The organism is Butyrivibrio hungatei DSM 14810 (assembly GCF_900143205.1).
Lineage (GTDB): Bacteria > Bacillota > Clostridia > Lachnospirales > Lachnospiraceae > Butyrivibrio > Butyrivibrio hungatei.
In genome coordinates, this window is sequence record NZ_FRDH01000003.1 from 557,771 (window position 1) to 574,266 (window position 16,496).

A 16,496-nucleotide genomic window follows, 5' to 3' on the forward strand; every position below is an offset into this window, starting at 1 on the left:
GTCATTTATAATCTGCTGACACTTCCACAAAGGACCTATTCCCACTAATATAGTCTTCGTATGCAGTCTCAGCATCTTTTCCATGAAAAACTTTACAAAGCCCACACATATCGCAATCCGCAATGCAAGGAAATCTCTCCTTTATGTAGGCTCTTCGCTCTTCAACCGTAGAGCATTCTAACTCAGGTGCATTTTCCATAAGTCACATATCCTCTCAGTGAATCTGCCGATCCTGGCGATACTTTTCCATATATTCCATATTTATCTCACGGATTTCTTTCTTGCCATCAATGTAATCCTGGTAAATATCCCATGGGCTTCCACCACCAAGCCAGCACGAAGAACAGTTCTCACAGCCGCCACCACAATCCAGGGAGCTCTTTACAATCTGTTCCCTCTCTTCTTTTGTTGTATCTTTGATCAGAATCGACTTTCTTTCCATTAGCATCGCCCTCCTTAGGCAACTGATGCCATCTTCTGGTTAATAAGGTCTTCACATTCTGCCATTGCCTTAAGTGTCATCACTTGTTAAACACGATTTTCTTTGCCATGTCATCTGCTGCAGCTTTTCCGCAGAATCTCTCGATGATTGTAAGGCCAAAAGGAATTGCTGTTCCCATGCCGCGGCTTGTGATGAAGTTGCCATCTACTGTAACTTCTGTGGTTTGGACATCTGCTCCCAAAAGACCCTCTTCACATCCAGGGTAGCAGCATGCTCTTTTGCCCTGTAATAGACCAAGCTTACCGTAAACAGTAGGAGCTGCGCAGATTGCAGCAAGGTTTTTTCCTGCGTCGTTATGTTTGATAAGCTCCTCTGTAAGCACCTTGCAGTTACCAAGATTTGTTGTTCCTGGCTGTCCACCTGGAAGGATGAGCATGTCAAAAGAGCTAAAATCAACCTTTCCTAATACTGTATCAGCCTTAACCGTTATATTGTGAGATCCTGTAACCTCGACTGCGTCTGTGATAGATACTGTTGTGATCTCGATTCCCTGTCTTCTTAAGAGGTCTACTACTGTGAGTGCCTCGATCTCTTCAAATCCGTTTGCCAAAAAAAGTGCTGTCTTTGCCATTTCTTTTCCCTCCAAATCAACTTTTTATATTCATATATTTTGTTCGTTTGTTGTTAAGCCATCTTTACTTTTCCATTGTACGTTAAGCTCATAACCATGTAAAATAAAAACTGTAGATAATGCACTTTAGTATAGAGGAAATATCATGGGATTAGAGATCGAAAGAAAATTCACAGTAAAAGAACTTCCACAGGATTTAGATAAATACCCTTTTCACATAATAGAGCAGGGCTATCTCAATGTGCGCCCCGCAATCCGCGTAAGGCGTGAGGACGACATCTACTACATGACTTATAAAGGGGACAATACCCTAGCTAAAGCTGGAGAAATCGGCAAGATTGAATACAACATGCCTCTTGATAAGAACAGCTACGAGCATATGGTCGAGAAAGCCGATGGCAACATGATCAGGAAAAAGAGATATCTGTTACCACTAAACGAAGATGGCTTTTCCACAGAGTATTTATCTAGCCATCCAGATATCCACAAAGAAATCCAAGAAAAAGACATCAAGATCGAACTTGATGTCTTTGAAGCTCCATTTGATGGAACAATAATTGCAGAAGTTGAATTCCCGGATGAGGAATCCGCTGCCGCCTACAAGCCTGCAAGCTGGTTTGCAGAGGATGTAACTGGGCAAAAAGAGTATAGCAATGCGTATATGAGCGCCATGTAACAAGTGACGGAAGTGAGCCCTCAAGGGACGGAAGTTATGGCTCATTTTACTCTGTAAAATGAGCCATAACCTCCGTCCCTAGGGCTCACTTCCGTCCCTCGAGGGCTCACTTTTTTTGTGCTGTGGATTCTCCCACAATTAGTTCTCCGGGGAATACGATATGCTTGTGTCCGCTCTCTTCATCGATGATATTGAAGATAAGCTTCATAGTCTCTCGAGAAATGTCTTCAAGTGGCTGACGAAGTGTAGTAAGTCTTGGAACGCAGAATCTGGAAATATCCTGTCCGTCAAATCCTGCAACGCTCACATCTTCCGGAACGCGGATCCCGGCATCAGCAAATGCTCTAAGAGCACCTACTGCCAGAACATCTGATATACAGTAAAGAGCTGTGAATTCCTCTCCTGAATCTATCAAAGCTTTAGTAGTCTCATAGCCATTTTCCATGGAATAGATTCTTCGATCCACATATCTTATAAGCTTTTCATCAACTTTGATCCCGTTAGCTTCAAGAGCTTCTACATATCCTTCAAGACGCTGCTTTACAATCGAAGGCTTGTCGCTTCCCTCTGAGAGGATAGCGATCCTCTTGTGTCCAAGTCCGATAAGATACTCAGTCATCTTGCGGCTCTCAAGCTTATCATCTACAGAAACCGTTGAATATGAGTTCTTACTAAGCTTTTCTGAAATATCTGAACCTACAGTTGCAAAAACTACAGGAACGTTAAGCTGTTTGAGCTTGTGAGAAGAATGCTTGGAGCTACCTCCCATAAAGATGATACCGCGCAGTCTCTTTTCTTTTTCCAGTTCGAGAGCAACATCAACCTCATCTTCATAGGCCTCAACGTGCCTTAACACCAGAGCATACTTTCTCTCTTCTGCCTCTGCCTCAGCAATCTCTATCATTGGAGTAAAGAATGGGTTAGTAATACCTTTTACAAGAACAGCTATGCACTTTGCGTCTGTTCTCTTAAGGTTTCGTGCGCTGTTATTTGGAATATACCCTGTTTCCTTGATAACCTCCATTATCCTTTTCTTGGTCTCTGGATTGATATCCGTATGGTTATTAAGGGCTCTGGATACAGTACTAACGCCTACTCCACATCTTTTCGCTATCTCAACAATTGTAATCTCTGCCATTATTAGTTCCTACCTGGTATTAGATTTAACTAAGTCTGCCATAGATTCTAGCATAATCGTGCATCCTCTGGCAAAGCTCTTTTGACAAAGCATTCTTCTTCATACGCCATGTCCAGTTGCCTCCCAGAGTAGATGGTGTGTTGATCCTAGCATAAGCGCCAAGTTCAAGGTAATCCTGCATAGGAATGATAGCTGTATCAGAAACGCTTGCAAATGCAGCTCTAATCATAGCCCTTACTGCATCCTTGGCGTAATGGATTCCAAGATATTCCTTGGCAAATCTCTTGTCATTTCTAGGAAGGTGGTCAAACCAGCCCCTTGCAGTCTCATTGTCATGAGTTCCTGTATATACAATACAGTTCTTTGTATAATTGTGTGGAAGATAATCACTCTCTTCCCTTGAATCAAAGGCAAATTCCAGGATCTTCATTCCCGGGAAGCCTGTCTTTTTAACAAGCCCTATAACTGTATCTGTAAGGAAGCCAAGATCCTCGGCAATGACCTTCTTGTCACCAAGCTGCTTCTTCATAACATCAAAGAGGTCATAGCCTGGTCCCTTGCGCCACTCACCAATCTCAGCAGTTGGATTGCCGTAAGGAATTGCATAGTACTCATCAAAACCTCTGAAGTGGTCGATCCTGACAACATCATAAAGTTTGTAGCACTGAGAGATTCTCTTAAGCCACCACTTATAGCCAGTTTTTTTGTGGTAATCCCATCTGTAGAGAGGGTTGCCCCAGAGCTGACCGGTAGCACTAAATGCATCTGGAGGGCAGCCTGCCACGTCAATTGGTGTGTTCTCTTTATCCAGTAAAAAGAGCTCTGGATTAGCCCAAGTATCTGCACTATCGAAGGCAACGTAAATCGGAATATCACCGATTATCTCGATTCCCTTAGAATTGGCATAGGACTTAAGGGCTTCCCACTGCTTTGAGAAAAGATACTGAAGAAAGCTGTAGAAATCAACTTCCACTTTATACTTTTCATGAGCCTTCTTTAAGGCCTCTTTCTTTCTGAGTTTTATATCCTCTGACCATGTATTCCAGGCTTTTCCGCCATTGGCATCTTTTAATGCCATGAAAAGAGCATAGTCTGAAAGCCAGTCGTTATCCGGATTTTTCTTGAAGGCTTCAAATTCCTTTTTGATCTCTTTTGCAACAGGACTCTTGTCTACATTGTCATAAGCGTTCTTGAGGAGTTTAAATCTTGAACGGTACAGCCTCTCATAATCTATCTTTTCCTCTGTGCCGCCAAAGTCACATCCTAAAGCCTGCTTCTTGGTAAGAAGCCCATCTGTAATAAGGGCATTTATATCGATAAAATATGGATTCCCAGCAAATGTGGAGAAAGACTGATAAGGTGAATCTCCGTAACTTGTAGGTCCCAGCGGTAATATCTGCCAATAGCTCTGGCCTGCATCGCTTAAAAAGTCCACAAAGTCATAGGCTTCTTTTGAAAAGGCTCCGATACCATATTCAGAAGAAAGTGAAAAAATTGGTAAAAGAACTCCACATCGCCTTGTATGTTTCTTTTCATTCTTTGCCATAGATATACCTCACTTTGATCATCGTCATTAAAAAAGTTACGGAAAAAATCACCGTTACCGGTAACGTTTCCGTAACTCTACTTTATCAGTTTTTTTACATATTTTCAAGTTTTAGTTGCCATGTTCTTCAAATGGATTCATCTTGATTCCCCAGATTAGATTTCTCCACTGCTCTACCTGTTCAGTGGTCATGAAGCCATTGGATGTGCCCATGAATCCTATCTTGTAAGAAGCAAACAACAGCGCATTCTTGATGGCATTAACACTGTCGCCAGTTTCCATGTAATAGTGGAGGAAGCATGCAAAGAGGGCATTACCAGCACCGATAGTATTAACTACTTCATTGGTCTTGACAGTCTTGTAATGTGCTCTAATGTCCTTGGTCTTGTCGTAAATGATAAGTCCTTCACTACCCTGTCCAAGGATAATGACCTCAGTTCCATAGGTTGAAGCCATTCTGTCTATGAATGCGTATGGATCCTCTGTAAGAGTATCATCACTAAAATATAAAACCTTGGCTGGTTTTAAGAAGTCCGTATTATACTTCTCTTTTTCCGGATTGTAATTTCTGATATTAACTGCTATAGGCTTATTATGCTCAGCAGCAGCTAATGCAAAAGGTCTGCAGAAATTGGCATTAGCAAGAATCATCATATCACAGCTATTTACCAGAGGAGTTACCATGGACATGTCATAGGTATTCTCTCTAAGATCCTTGATATCCTCAAAGATCTGCTGCTTTCTGTTTTTGTCATAGAAAACAACCTCAGTTGGAGTTTCATTCATCTGAGGAACAATATACTCAGTAGATAGTGTGACTTTCCTATCAGGTGGGTTGATGACTCCCAAATCCTGATTTCTTCCCACAATGGACATAAATGTAACATCATCGCCAAGCCACTTAAGAGCTAATGATTCATTATAAGCATCGCCTCCAACTGCAGTAAAAATGGAATCATTTGCACTTGTAAGTGGCACATAACTTACAGGAACCTTGTCAACTCTGACGATTGTCTCGATCTGTGTTACTCCAGCTACTAAGAATTTGCTCATTTGCGCCTCCTTTATGCCAATACCATTTTTTGTATCATATCAACATACTCCTCAGCTTCTTCGAGGAATAAATCAGCTCTGAAATTCTCACCTTTCACGTTTTCTGTAAGCAAACCATCTATTGTGTATTCCAGGATGTCTCCCAATCTGTCGTAATCAAAATGCGGCGGTAATACCGTTATATCAGCCCTTTCCTTTAGGGCTTCCATTATTCTCCTGTACTTATCACGTCTCTCACTTATCTGCGCCAGGGCTTCCGGATAAGTCTCCTCCTCAGCTTTTTTCAGGAAAAGATATATGTAAGGATACTGAGCCATGGCATTAGCCTTGGCTGATACTATCTGTTTGAAGAGCTCAAAGTATCCATTTTCATCTTTATCCACATTCTGAGTTAGCTCCAATGTCGCAAATCTTGTGGCGTAATCATATAAAAAGGCATATAGCCCAATCTTACTTCCAAAGTAATGAAAGAGAAGTCCTTTACTGATATTCGCCGCCTTGACGATCTCATCGGTACTTGCATGATAATAGCCTCTTTCAGCAAATACATAGAGCGCAGCGTTTATCATACGATCCTGCTTTTCTTTCTTTAGTTCAAAAAATCTTTCATTCATTATGTCTTTTCCCCAAGTCCCCAATTGACCATCGTAGTCTAGGTTAATTATATCATTTATTACAGTAGTTATTCGAACGATTTTACGTTATTTATCAAATTTTAATACAGTACACTTTTATTTATAAATAAATTGTATTAAAATAAAGTCAGCGTTTTGATAGGAGGATTCCCGATATGTCCAAAAACAATGGATTTGGTAAATTTATATTATTCTGCACTGCAGTAGGTGCTGCTGCCGCAGGAGCTTACTATTATCTTTCTAAGAGAGAAGCTGAAATTGCCGATGAATTCGATGATGAAGATTACGAAGACGTTGACGATTTCGAAGATGACCTCGAAGAAGAAAAAGACTACAAGAACTCATCTAGAAGATATGTTGATATAAAGACTTCTTCCGAGACAGGTGATTCATCAAAAGAGCCTTCATCTTCAGAAGAATTCTTTGATGACGAAGAATCAAAATAATAATTATTAAAGATAAGGGACATAGGCTTTAGCCTATGTCCCATTTTTATTACTGCTCTTTTTCTTCAGCCATCATTTCTTTTAATAATCTTGCTTTATCTTTGATTCGGCTATTTGCTGTTCTGGATGTAAGGATCTCAGAGATCATCTTACCAGCCGTATCATGATCTCCTGTCTCCATTGCAAGTGCTGCAATAAGGTAATCAAGCGTAGTTGAATCCATTCCTGCAATAGGGAACTCTTCTGACTGTCTAGCCATTACAAATCCATTAAGTGCATTCTTTAAAAGTTCTTTCTCCTGAGCATCATTCTCATCCTTCTTTTTCTGGTAATCAGGATCAGCAGAATCAAGTCTCTGAGTCTCACCTCTAAGTACCCATGCTGTCTTAAGACAGATATAAGCCTTCTCACTGTTCTTAGCCTTTTTAACTACAGCATTTGCAAGCGCAAGCTGATAAAGGTTCTTGGCATGCTCATATGTATATGTTGGCTCTTTGTAATCAAGCTTCTTGTAATTCATACAGATCTTGACTCTGATGTCATCGATCTGATACTTGTTAAGTGTATTGAAGTATCTTCCAAGTGCTGCGTATCCACACTCTGGACAAGCAATAACGTCATACTTGGTCTGGTCAAGCTCAGCGTAATCAGGTCTTAAGTCGATATCTACGGCCTTCATTCTGACTTTACCAGTTCTGACGGTCTTTGCCTCAAAGTCCATGTCGCATACAGGACACTTATACTTCTTGTCAAAAAGATAATCTTCTTCGTTAACAAGAGTAAGCTTCTTCTGAGGTTCACCCTGCTTTACAGCAGCCTCTTTTTTCTTTGGATCCTCAAAGAGATCTCCGCCTCCGATGTTTCCTAATCCAAGTTTTTCAAGTCCGGAAAAAATACCAGCCATAACTTTACCTCTTTTCTAACAATTAGTTTTTAGGCAGAACAAAAGAACTCTTAAGTGACACTATTCTGTTAAACACAGGTGCTCCTGGTTTTGAATCCTTACTATCTACGCTAAAGAAACCATTTCTGACAAACTGGAATTTGTCGTAAGCAACAGCTTCGCCAAGTTCTGGCTCAAGCTTTGCATCTTTGATAACTGTGATGGAGTGAGGGTTAAGATTAAGTGAACCATCCTCGTTGTAAACACCCTTTTCCTCATCAATGATATTTTCATAAAGGCGAACTTCGCAGTTAACAGCTTCTTTGGCTGCTACCCAGTGAATTGTTCCCTTTACTTTTCTGCCGTCAGCACTGTCGCCGCCCTTTGTCTCAGGATCATATGTACAGTGGATCTCTGTTACCTTGCCATTTTCATCTTTAACAAAGCTTGTGCATGTAACGAAATATGCATTCATAAGTCTTACTTCGTTACCTGGGAATAAACGGAAGTACTTCTTTGGAGGCTCCTCCATGAAGTCTTCTCTTTCAATGTAGAGTTCTCTTCCAAATGGAACCTTTCTTGATCCCATCTCAGGAACTTCTTTATTATTTTCAATATCGAGGTACTCTGTCTGTCCTTCTGGATAGTTGTCGATAACAAGCTTAACAGGATCAAGAATTGCAAGCATTCTCTTAGCCTTGAGCTTTAAGTCCTCTCTGATACAGTACTCAAGCATTGCATACTCTGCTGTAGAATTAGCCTTACTGATACCGCACATATCTACGAACATCTTGATAGACTCTGGAGTAAATCCTCTTCTACGAAGTGATGCGATAGTTACAAGTCTTGGATCATCCCATCCATCAACGATTCCATCCTCAACAAGTCTCTTGATATATCTCTTACCTGTTACAACATTGTTGAGGTAGAGCTTAGCAAACTCGATCTGACGAGGAGGGTTCTTGTATTCACATTCCACTTTTACCCAGTCATATAAAGGTCTGTGGTCTTCGAATTCAAGAGTGCAAAGAGAATGTGTAATGCCCTCGATAGCATCCTCGATAGGATGAGCAAAGTCGTACATAGGATAGATGCACCACTTATCGCCTGTTCTGGCATGTGTCATGTGGGCAACTCTATAAATGATAGGGTCTCTCATGTTGATGTTAGGAGAAGCCATATCGATCTTGGCACGAAGAGTAACGCTTCCGTCCTCAAACTTGCCATTCTTCATATCTTCAAAGAGCTTTAAGTTCTCTTCTACACTTCTATTTCTGTTAGGATCCTCTTTACCTGGCTCAGTAAGAGTCCCTCTGTATTCACGCATCTCATCTGCAGAAAGTTCTGAAACATATGCTTTGCCCTTCTTGATGAGCTTAACAGCGTCTTCATACATCTCGTCGAAATAATCTGATGCATAGAATAAACGATCTTCGTAATCAGCTCCAAGCCACTTAACATCTTCGATGATAGAATCCATGAACTCAGCCTTTTCCTTGGTTGGGTTGGTATCATCAAATCTCATGTTGAACTTGCCGCCGTACTCCTTGGCCATACCATAGTTAAGAAGAATACTCTTAGCATGTCCTATATGTAAAAATCCGTTTGGTTCAGGTGGAAAACGTGTATGTACGTGATCATACACTCCATCCTTGAGATCCTTATCGATAGCCTGCTCGATAAAATGTCTTGAAGGTGTATTTCCTCCTTCTGCATTCTCGTTTAAATTTGTTACAACTTCTTCTGCCATTTCTCTTAAAAAACCAACTTTCTAATTAGAATAAATTTTAACAAGTATATCATATCATACTTTTGAATTATATACGTACTTTTCCTCAAAAGCCGCTCTACGCAAGGGCTGATCAAAATAGTAGCCCTGAATGTATTTAACCCCCATGCCCTTAAGAGCATCAAACTGTGCCTTTGTCTCTATTCCTTCAACACAAATCTCTGCGTCAATGGTCTCGCCCAGCTGGACAATTGTACGTATAAATGCCTTGGAATAATCATCCTCAGCCACATCTTTTGCAAAGTTCTGATCGATCTTGATGATATCAAACGGAAGGGCTCTGATACTACTAAGAGCTGAATAACCCGTTCCGAAGTCATCAAGAGCAAGTCTGACACCAAGTGCCTTGATATCAAGCAGGATCTGCTTGGTCCTTGCAAGATCATTTATAGCAAGTCTCTCTGTTAACTCGAGGATTAGATTATGAGGCTTGATGTGATTTTCTTCAATACATTTTTTTATCGTATCTACAATATCAGTCTGCATGATCTGTACAACTGACAGATTGACGCTGACTGTGTAATCACCTGTTCCTGATTCATTCCACATTCTGCAGCACTCACATGCTCTCTGCAGAACAAAGTTACCAATAGGATTGATAAGTCCCAGATACTCAGCAAGTGGAACAAATTCATCAGGCTTGATAAATCCAAGCTTACTGCTATTCCAGCGCACAAGAGCCTCAGCCCCCATATGTCTGTACTGCTTGGTTCCGCCCTTCATTGAGAACTCACTGATGACAGGCTGGAAATAAACTTCAAACTCATCACAGCTGTTGTTGATGGCATCATACATGCTCTTTTCAAGGTCCAGTCTGTGGATTGATGAAGAATCTATCTTGTCTGAATATTCAGCAATCCTGTTCTTACCAGATTTCTTGGCTTCGTACATGGCAACGTCAGATTTTCTGATAAGCTCTGATACGTTGTCACCCTGATCTGGGAATCTCACGATACCCATACTCATTGTGCAGTAATAATCGCTATTTTTGAGATACCAAGGTGTAGCAAAGGCTTTCTTGATATCTTCTATGATCTTGTCCATTTTCTCAAAGTTTTCAGGTGGAATGATGATGACAAACTCGTCACCGCCCATTCTGTAGCAGGAGTTTGATATTCCTTCTACTCTGCTGATAGTCTTGGAAATATCCTGAAGGAGCACATCACCATACTGATGACCAAGGCTATCGTTGATATGCTTGAAATCATCAAGGTCAAGATACATAAGGGCTCCGTGTTTACCTGTCTGTCTAGCCTCATCCACATACCTTGCAAGATCCTTTTCGCAACACATTCTGTTGTAAAGACCTGTAAGAAAGTCTGTGTAAGCCTGAAGCTCAATTCTCTTTTGATAGAGTTTCTTTTCAGTAATATCATAGATAGCGCAAAGAGATACTGCTCTTCCGTCTACCCACTTGATCCTTGTGTAATATACGTCGTACCATTTACCTCTGTCTTTATGATTAACTTCATAGTTGCCGCTGTGGCTCCTGGACGGGATATTGGATTCAAACAGATTAACAAGGGTGTTTTCTGTTATCTCTTTTTTGAAGTTCTTTTTAAGGCTTCTGTTAGCAAACAGAAGTACTCCGGTATTGATATCTCTTACATAGATCGCACTTCCGACATTATCAAGAACCGCTTCTAATGATGCAAAAGAGCTAGCTAATGAATTCTTCTGAAGTCTCTTGGTGATGATACCCTGAAGGACCTTAATGGCGTCATTTACAAACTTGATATCATCTATGGACCAGTTCCTTAATTCTCTTGTCTCAGAAAAGCATGCATAGAAAAGAATCGAGTTATTGATGATAACAGGCATGGCGACAAGCGCCTTAATACCAAGGCTATCGATTTGTTCTCTCTCTCCGGCATTCATCTGTGTATCACTTGATATGACTGTTGCCTGATCAGAACCTAAAAACCAGCAAAGCTCCTGATCTGTAGTATCAGTAAACATCTTGTTGACTCCAGGAGCTGTCCACTGAACCACTATGTCCATGAGATGTCCATGGTGGATCTTACAGGTAAAGCCGTTACTGATCTGAAGATAATTACAAAGCTTTGAGATTATGACAACCATTATCTCTTCTATTGAATCATCATTATCAAGGAGAGATACGATCTCAGTCATGGTCTCAGCTCGTCTGAACGACGATGTCATCTCTATCTCTTGTTTCTTGCTAAACTCACTGTTAGCAACAGCCTGAGATTTTGAAGTCTCTATACTGATGAGAACATTTAATGTTTCTCTTAAGAGATCAAGTGTCTTATAAAATTTCTGTTCGGAAATCTGATAGCTAAAAGAATCTATTGGCGGAATGTGATAAAAATCCTGATCATAGTCCGCGTCTGAAAAGACACCACAAACAATCCATACTGCTGTGGTGGAATTACCATTTTTGACTGCAACAGCTGCCAGCTTCAGATTAGGAACCTCTGTTATCTCAACAGCCTGATCCTCAAGCTCGCCCTCAGAAACACGTCTGTAAATATTACGAATCCTGACGTCTGTTACATATTTTCTAATGATCTGAACCTCATGTGGGTTCCCTGAAAAATCACTAAGCGGGACACCGGAGACATCTAAACACATGGCATAGATACCAGCCATCTCGCAGAATTTATCCTGCCATGACTGCATAGTCTTGCCATTTTTTTGCGCAAAATCCCCAAGGGCTCTGCTAAAGTTACTTAGAGAGCCCTCATTTGCTACATTTTTAGATTCCAAATCCGAAACCCGCTCCTGCAATTTTCACTCCTGATTAAACTGCACTATAGTTAGGTGCTTCTTTAGTGATCTGAATATCATGTGGGTGAGATTCACGAAGTGATGCTGCAGACATCTTAATGAATCTGCCATTCTCCTTGAGTTCCTCAATAGATTCACATCCGCAATATCCCATACCAGCTCTGAGGCCGCCAATAAGCTGGAATACTGTATCCTCTACAGTTCCCTTATAAGCAACTCGTCCCTCTACGCCTTCTGGAACAAGCTTCTTGGCATCTTCCTGGAAATAACGGTCCTTAGATCCATTCTCCATAGCTGCGATTGAACCCATTCCACGATAAACCTTATATTTTCTGCCCTGATATAGCTCGAAATCTCCTGGAGCCTCGTCGCATCCAGCAAACATTGAACCCATCATTACAAGGTTACCACCAGCTGCAATAGCCTTAGTAACATCTCCTGAATACTTGATACCACCATCAGCGATGATAGGTACTCCATACTCTCTGGCAACTTTGTAGCAATCCATGATAGCTGTGATCTGTGGAACACCGATACCTGCAACTACTCGTGTTGTGCAGATAGATCCAGGTCCGATACCAACCTTAACAGCATCAGCGCCAGCTTCGATGAGAGCCTTTGTAGCTTCACCTGTTGCGCAGTTACCTGCAATAACCTGAAGATCTGGGAATTTCTCTTTTATCATTCTAAGGCACTTAAGAACGTTCTCTGAATGTCCATGTGCTGAATCAAGTACGATAACATCAACCTTAGCATCTACAAGGGCTGCTACACGGTCAAGGCAATTAGCTGAAATACCTACGCCTGCACCGCAAAGAAGTCTGCCCTGATCATCCTTGGCTGCAAGAGGATATTTGATAGTTTTCTCAATATCCTTGATTGTGATGAGTCCTACAAGATTGTAGTTGTCATCAACGATTGGAAGCTTCTCTTTTTTGGACTTAGCAAGAATGCTCTTTGCTTCCTCAAGTGTAATACCTTCCTTGGCTGTGACAAGATTCTCACTTGTCATTACATCTTTTATCTTCTGGGAGTAATCTTTTTCGAATTTAAGATCACGGTTAGTAATGATACCAACCAGTTTTCTTCCTTCTGTGATTGGGACACCTGAGATGCGGAACTTAGCCATAAGTGAATCCGCGTCTGCTAATGTATGATCTGGTGAAAGTGAAAATGGATCTGTAATAACACCATTTTCTGATCTCTTAACCTTATCTACCTCTTCTGCCTGAGCTTCGATAGACATGTTCTTGTGGATGATACCGATACCACCCTGTCTGGCCATTGCGATAGCCATTCTGTGCTCAGTTACAGTATCCATTCCTGCACTCATCATAGGAATGTTGAGCTTGATCTTCTTGGTAAGATAGGTGCTAACATCTACCTGATTTGGTACAACCTGTGAATAAGCAGGTACCAAAAGTACGTCGTCAAAAGTAATTCCTTCGCCAATTATCTGTCCCATTTTTTCTTACTCCTCTTTTATCATTCTGTATATACTTTTCTAGGTGCAACTGCCTTGATAGCAGATACAAACTCGCTTGTAGGCTCTAAGATGATCTTCTCTTTGCCATCGTAAATGATAGTATATGTAGGATCAGGCTGAGCATTCTTGTCTTTTGATGAATAATCCACAACCTTGAATGTTCTGTTTTTGAATTCGTCTAAATGATATGAACGTGATGGAGCCATGATCTCAATGTGCTCAACGGAATAAGTGCCCACGTGCTTACGGGAACTTTTATTAAGAACTTTATCTACTGAAATTTCTCTTTCGCAGTACTGATATTCGTACTCGATATTTGCATTTAGAGCTGCAAAATGATAACCAAAACCTGCGGCTATACAAAGGATCATAAACACTAATCCACCGCCGAGCAAAAATGCTCCGATAAAGAAAAGAATTGCAAAAATAAGTAACAAGTACTTAAGAAAAACCATTACTGGAGATCCCTTACTAGGAACCAGACACTCTACAAAATTGTTCTCTACACCCATGCTAGTCTAATATCCTCCTATAGTCTCAGCTATAAACTCCCCATTTACAGCCCATTTTATCGACTATCTTATATGTAATCCCGGCCAATGTCAAGGTGAAAAGTATCTAGTTTTCGGCAAATATTAAACCTAAATTTTATGCTAAAAAATCCTTATCGCATTGACATTTACAGATTAAAATCTGTATTATATCTTTCGTATGTGATCTAATAGTAGGATAAAAAGTATACCATCATTAATTATATATGTTTTTGCGATTAAATAAAATTATATTTTTGTAATATTTATTAGACCTAAACTGGAGGGGAAAGCCATGTCATTGCACGATGAGATCAAAGAACAGCAAAAGAAATTAAAAGGTCAGGGTTTCAAGGCTCACTGGGATTATTTTTGGGAATACTACAAAATTCACACTTTTGTAGCCATTGCAGCTATCATACTTCTTACAATTCTTATAAAAGACATTACAAACAACAAGCCTTACGCGCTTTATGCAGTCTTACTTAACAGCAATGTGCCTGATACTCAGCAGACCTTTGAGTCCGATTTTACTGAATACGCGCAGATCGATACTAATAGCTATACCTGCTTCGTAGATACATCTTCCTCTTATAGGACTGATGCCATCAATGAGATGACGATTGCCACATCAGAGAAGATCATGGCTAATATCTCAGCCAAAGAGCTGGATGTTATGGCCGCAGATACTGACATGTTCCGATATTATGCATATCAGGATGTTTACATGGATCTTAGAGATGCCTTTGATCAAGCTTTTCTTGATAAGTACTCAGATAAGATCTGCTACGTAGACAGAAAGCTTATTGATTATATCTCTTCCGATGAATATCAAAGCTTCATGCTAAATGGAGAATATGATAAAAACAACAAATACGCTGTCATGGCTGCTGAAATCTACAATACAGGGATATATCCTGACATTCCTGTTTCTGAAATGGAAGACCCTGTTCCAGTTGGATTATATATCGAAGATTCAAATGCCATCAAAGAGAACAATGCCTACTATGGTCAGAAGTGCATTGTAGGAGTGATCATTAACACAGGCAGACTTGATACTGCCAAGCAGTTTGTAGAATTTCTTTTACAATAATAAATATATGCAAACAAAAAAGTGAGCCCTAGGGCTCACTTTTATATTGTCATTAAACCTGAGTCGTTACGAAGATATCGTAGATAGCTCTGATTGCCTTTTCATAATCTCTTGTCTCAACACCAATGATGATATTAAGCTCTGATGATCCCTGATCGATCATTCTAACGTTTACGCTTGCATGTGCAAGTGCTGAGAAGATTCTGCCAGCAGTACCACGTGTAGACTTCATACCTCTACCAACAACTGCAATAAGAGCAAGGTCTGAGTCAATCTCAAGCATATCTGGACGAGCAAGTCTGTGAATTTCTGAAACTACTGACTGCTCCTTCTCAATAAACTCATCCTGCTGAACAAATACTGTCATAGTATCGATTCCTGAAGGAACATGCTCGATGGAGATATTCTGATCTTCAAATGCCTGAAGAACCTTTCTCACAAAACCTACCTCAGAGTTCATCTGATCCTTTAAGATATTCACGCAGCAGAAGCCTTTTTTGCCAGCAATACCAGTGATGACAAACTTTGACTTCTTGGCTGTTGACTCAACGATCCATGTTCCTGGATCCTCTGGCTTGTTGGTATTTCTGATATTGATAGGAATACCTTCTTTTCTAACCGGGAAGATAGCGTCTTCATGAAGAACAGAAGCACCCATATATGCAAGCTCTCGAAGCTCTGTATATGTGATAGTATCGATGTGTGGTGGCTTGTCGATGATCCTAGGATCTGCAACAAGGAAGCCAGATACATCAGTCCAGTTCTCATATACATCAGCCTTAATAGCTCTTGAAACGATAGATCCTGTTATATCAGAACCACCTCTTGAAAACGTCTTGATGGTTCCATCTGGATATGCTCCATAGAATCCTGGAATTACAGCATTAGGTGTCTTCTCAAGCTTTTTAGCCATAAGCTTGTTAGTCTTCTCACTATCAAATTCACCGTTCTTATCAAAAGCAACTACAGTTGCTGAATCAATGAATTCAAACCCAAGATAGGTAGCCATTACGATACCATTAAGGTATTCTCCACGGCTGGCAGCATAGTCATTACCAGCTTTAGCCTTAAAATTCTTTTCAATGGTCTTAAATTCATTTGAAAGATTAAGCTTTAATCCAAGTCCCTTGATGATCTCATCATAACGCGCCTTGATAGCATCAAGCTGCTTCTGGAAATCTTTTCCAGCCTCTGCAAGAGCATATGTCTTGTAGAGCATGTCTGTAACCTTTGTGTCTTTGGAATTTCTTTTTCCAGGTGCAGAAGGAACTACATAAGCTCTGTCTGGATCTGATTTGATGATCTGGCCCACTTTCATGAACTGCTCTGCGCTGGCAAGTGAACTTCCTCCGAATTTAACTACCTTCTTCATAATAGTATTATCTCCTCAAATTTCA

The 16,496-nt window shown here is 40.5% G+C and carries 16 protein-coding genes; 3 read left to right on the forward strand and 13 right to left on the reverse strand.

Going from position 1 to position 16,496, the window contains the following annotated elements; translation table 11 throughout:
* Position 1 precedes the first annotated feature (1 nt).
* From BUA02_RS02620 to BUA02_RS02630, 3 genes are all read right to left on the reverse strand, one after another.
* A complete protein-coding gene (locus BUA02_RS02620) occupies positions 2-199 on the reverse strand; it encodes a hypothetical protein (RefSeq protein ID WP_072700716.1) in 198 nt (65 codons plus the stop codon).
* A gap of 15 nt (positions 200-214) precedes the next feature.
* Positions 215-442, reverse strand: a complete 228-nt coding sequence (locus tag BUA02_RS02625) for a hypothetical protein (protein WP_178297593.1) — start codon at positions 440-442, stop codon at positions 215-217.
* A gap of 79 nt (positions 443-521) precedes the next feature.
* The gene (locus BUA02_RS02630; protein WP_072700720.1) at positions 522-1,073 is read right to left on the reverse strand and encodes a DJ-1 family glyoxalase III; all 552 of its coding nucleotides are present in this window, start codon (positions 1,071-1,073) and stop codon (positions 522-524) included.
* Between the two features lie 145 nt (positions 1,074-1,218).
* Here BUA02_RS02630 and BUA02_RS02635 point away from each other — a divergent pair, with 145 nt between their 5' ends.
* Positions 1,219-1,749, forward strand: coding sequence for a CYTH domain-containing protein (locus BUA02_RS02635; protein WP_072700722.1), 531 nt, complete (start codon positions 1,219-1,221; stop codon positions 1,747-1,749).
* 106 nt (positions 1,750-1,855) lie between these two features.
* Here BUA02_RS02635 and BUA02_RS02640 read toward each other — a convergent pair whose 3' ends face one another.
* The 4 genes from BUA02_RS02640 to BUA02_RS02655 all read right to left on the reverse strand — a co-directional run bounded on the left by BUA02_RS02640 (position 1,856) and on the right by BUA02_RS02655 (position 6,100).
* The gene (locus BUA02_RS02640; RefSeq protein WP_072700724.1) at positions 1,856-2,887 is read right to left on the reverse strand and encodes a LacI family DNA-binding transcriptional regulator; all 1,032 of its coding nucleotides are present in this window, start codon (positions 2,885-2,887) and stop codon (positions 1,856-1,858) included.
* A gap of 25 nt (positions 2,888-2,912) precedes the next feature.
* A complete protein-coding gene (malQ, locus tag BUA02_RS02645; RefSeq protein ID WP_072700726.1) occupies positions 2,913-4,433 on the reverse strand; it encodes a 4-alpha-glucanotransferase in 1,521 nt (506 codons plus the stop codon).
* Positions 4,434-4,544: 111 nt separating this feature from the next.
* Positions 4,545-5,486 carry a carbohydrate kinase family protein gene (locus BUA02_RS02650; protein WP_072700728.1) on the reverse strand — a complete coding sequence of 314 codons (942 nt, stop codon included), beginning with the start codon at positions 5,484-5,486 and terminating at the stop codon, positions 4,545-4,547.
* Positions 5,487-5,497: 11 nt separating this feature from the next.
* The gene (locus BUA02_RS02655) at positions 5,498-6,100 is read right to left on the reverse strand and encodes a TetR/AcrR family transcriptional regulator (RefSeq protein WP_071176831.1); all 603 of its coding nucleotides are present in this window, start codon (positions 6,098-6,100) and stop codon (positions 5,498-5,500) included.
* A 176-nt stretch (positions 6,101-6,276) separates the two neighbouring features.
* Between BUA02_RS02655 and BUA02_RS02660 the strand changes: the two genes are divergently transcribed.
* Complete coding sequence (locus tag BUA02_RS02660; RefSeq protein WP_072700730.1) at positions 6,277-6,567, forward strand: hypothetical protein; 291 nt, start codon at positions 6,277-6,279, stop codon at positions 6,565-6,567.
* A 49-nt stretch (positions 6,568-6,616) separates the two neighbouring features.
* On the opposite strand, the gene BUA02_RS02665 is transcribed toward BUA02_RS02660, so the two are convergent.
* From BUA02_RS02665 to BUA02_RS02685, 5 genes are read right to left on the reverse strand one after another with little or no spacing between them, the layout of a single operon-like run.
* The gene (locus BUA02_RS02665) at positions 6,617-7,471 is read right to left on the reverse strand and encodes a DUF2225 domain-containing protein (RefSeq protein WP_072700732.1); all 855 of its coding nucleotides are present in this window, start codon (positions 7,469-7,471) and stop codon (positions 6,617-6,619) included.
* Positions 7,472-7,493: 22 nt separating this feature from the next.
* Entirely contained in the window at positions 7,494-9,200 is a 1,707-nt protein-coding gene (locus BUA02_RS02670; RefSeq protein WP_072700734.1) for a glutamine--tRNA ligase/YqeY domain fusion protein, read from the reverse strand.
* 54 nt (positions 9,201-9,254) lie between these two features.
* Positions 9,255-11,969, reverse strand: coding sequence for a bifunctional diguanylate cyclase/phosphodiesterase (locus BUA02_RS02675; RefSeq protein WP_242946457.1), 2,715 nt, complete (start codon positions 11,967-11,969; stop codon positions 9,255-9,257).
* Positions 11,970-12,003: 34 nt separating this feature from the next.
* Entirely contained in the window at positions 12,004-13,455 is a 1,452-nt protein-coding gene (gene guaB / locus BUA02_RS02680; protein WP_072700736.1) for an IMP dehydrogenase, read from the reverse strand.
* Between the two features lie 20 nt (positions 13,456-13,475).
* Positions 13,476-13,988 (reverse strand): DUF6106 family protein, encoded by a 513-nt coding sequence (locus BUA02_RS02685; protein ID WP_071176836.1) that lies wholly within the window; start codon positions 13,986-13,988, stop codon positions 13,476-13,478.
* 313 nt (positions 13,989-14,301) lie between these two features.
* Here BUA02_RS02685 and BUA02_RS02690 point away from each other — a divergent pair, with 313 nt between their 5' ends.
* Complete coding sequence (locus tag BUA02_RS02690) at positions 14,302-15,099, forward strand: hypothetical protein (protein WP_072700738.1); 798 nt, start codon at positions 14,302-14,304, stop codon at positions 15,097-15,099.
* A 52-nt stretch (positions 15,100-15,151) separates the two neighbouring features.
* Here BUA02_RS02690 and BUA02_RS02695 read toward each other — a convergent pair whose 3' ends face one another.
* Positions 15,152-16,471, reverse strand: coding sequence for an aspartate kinase (locus BUA02_RS02695; RefSeq protein WP_072700740.1), 1,320 nt, complete (start codon positions 16,469-16,471; stop codon positions 15,152-15,154).
* Positions 16,472-16,496 lie beyond the last annotated feature (25 nt).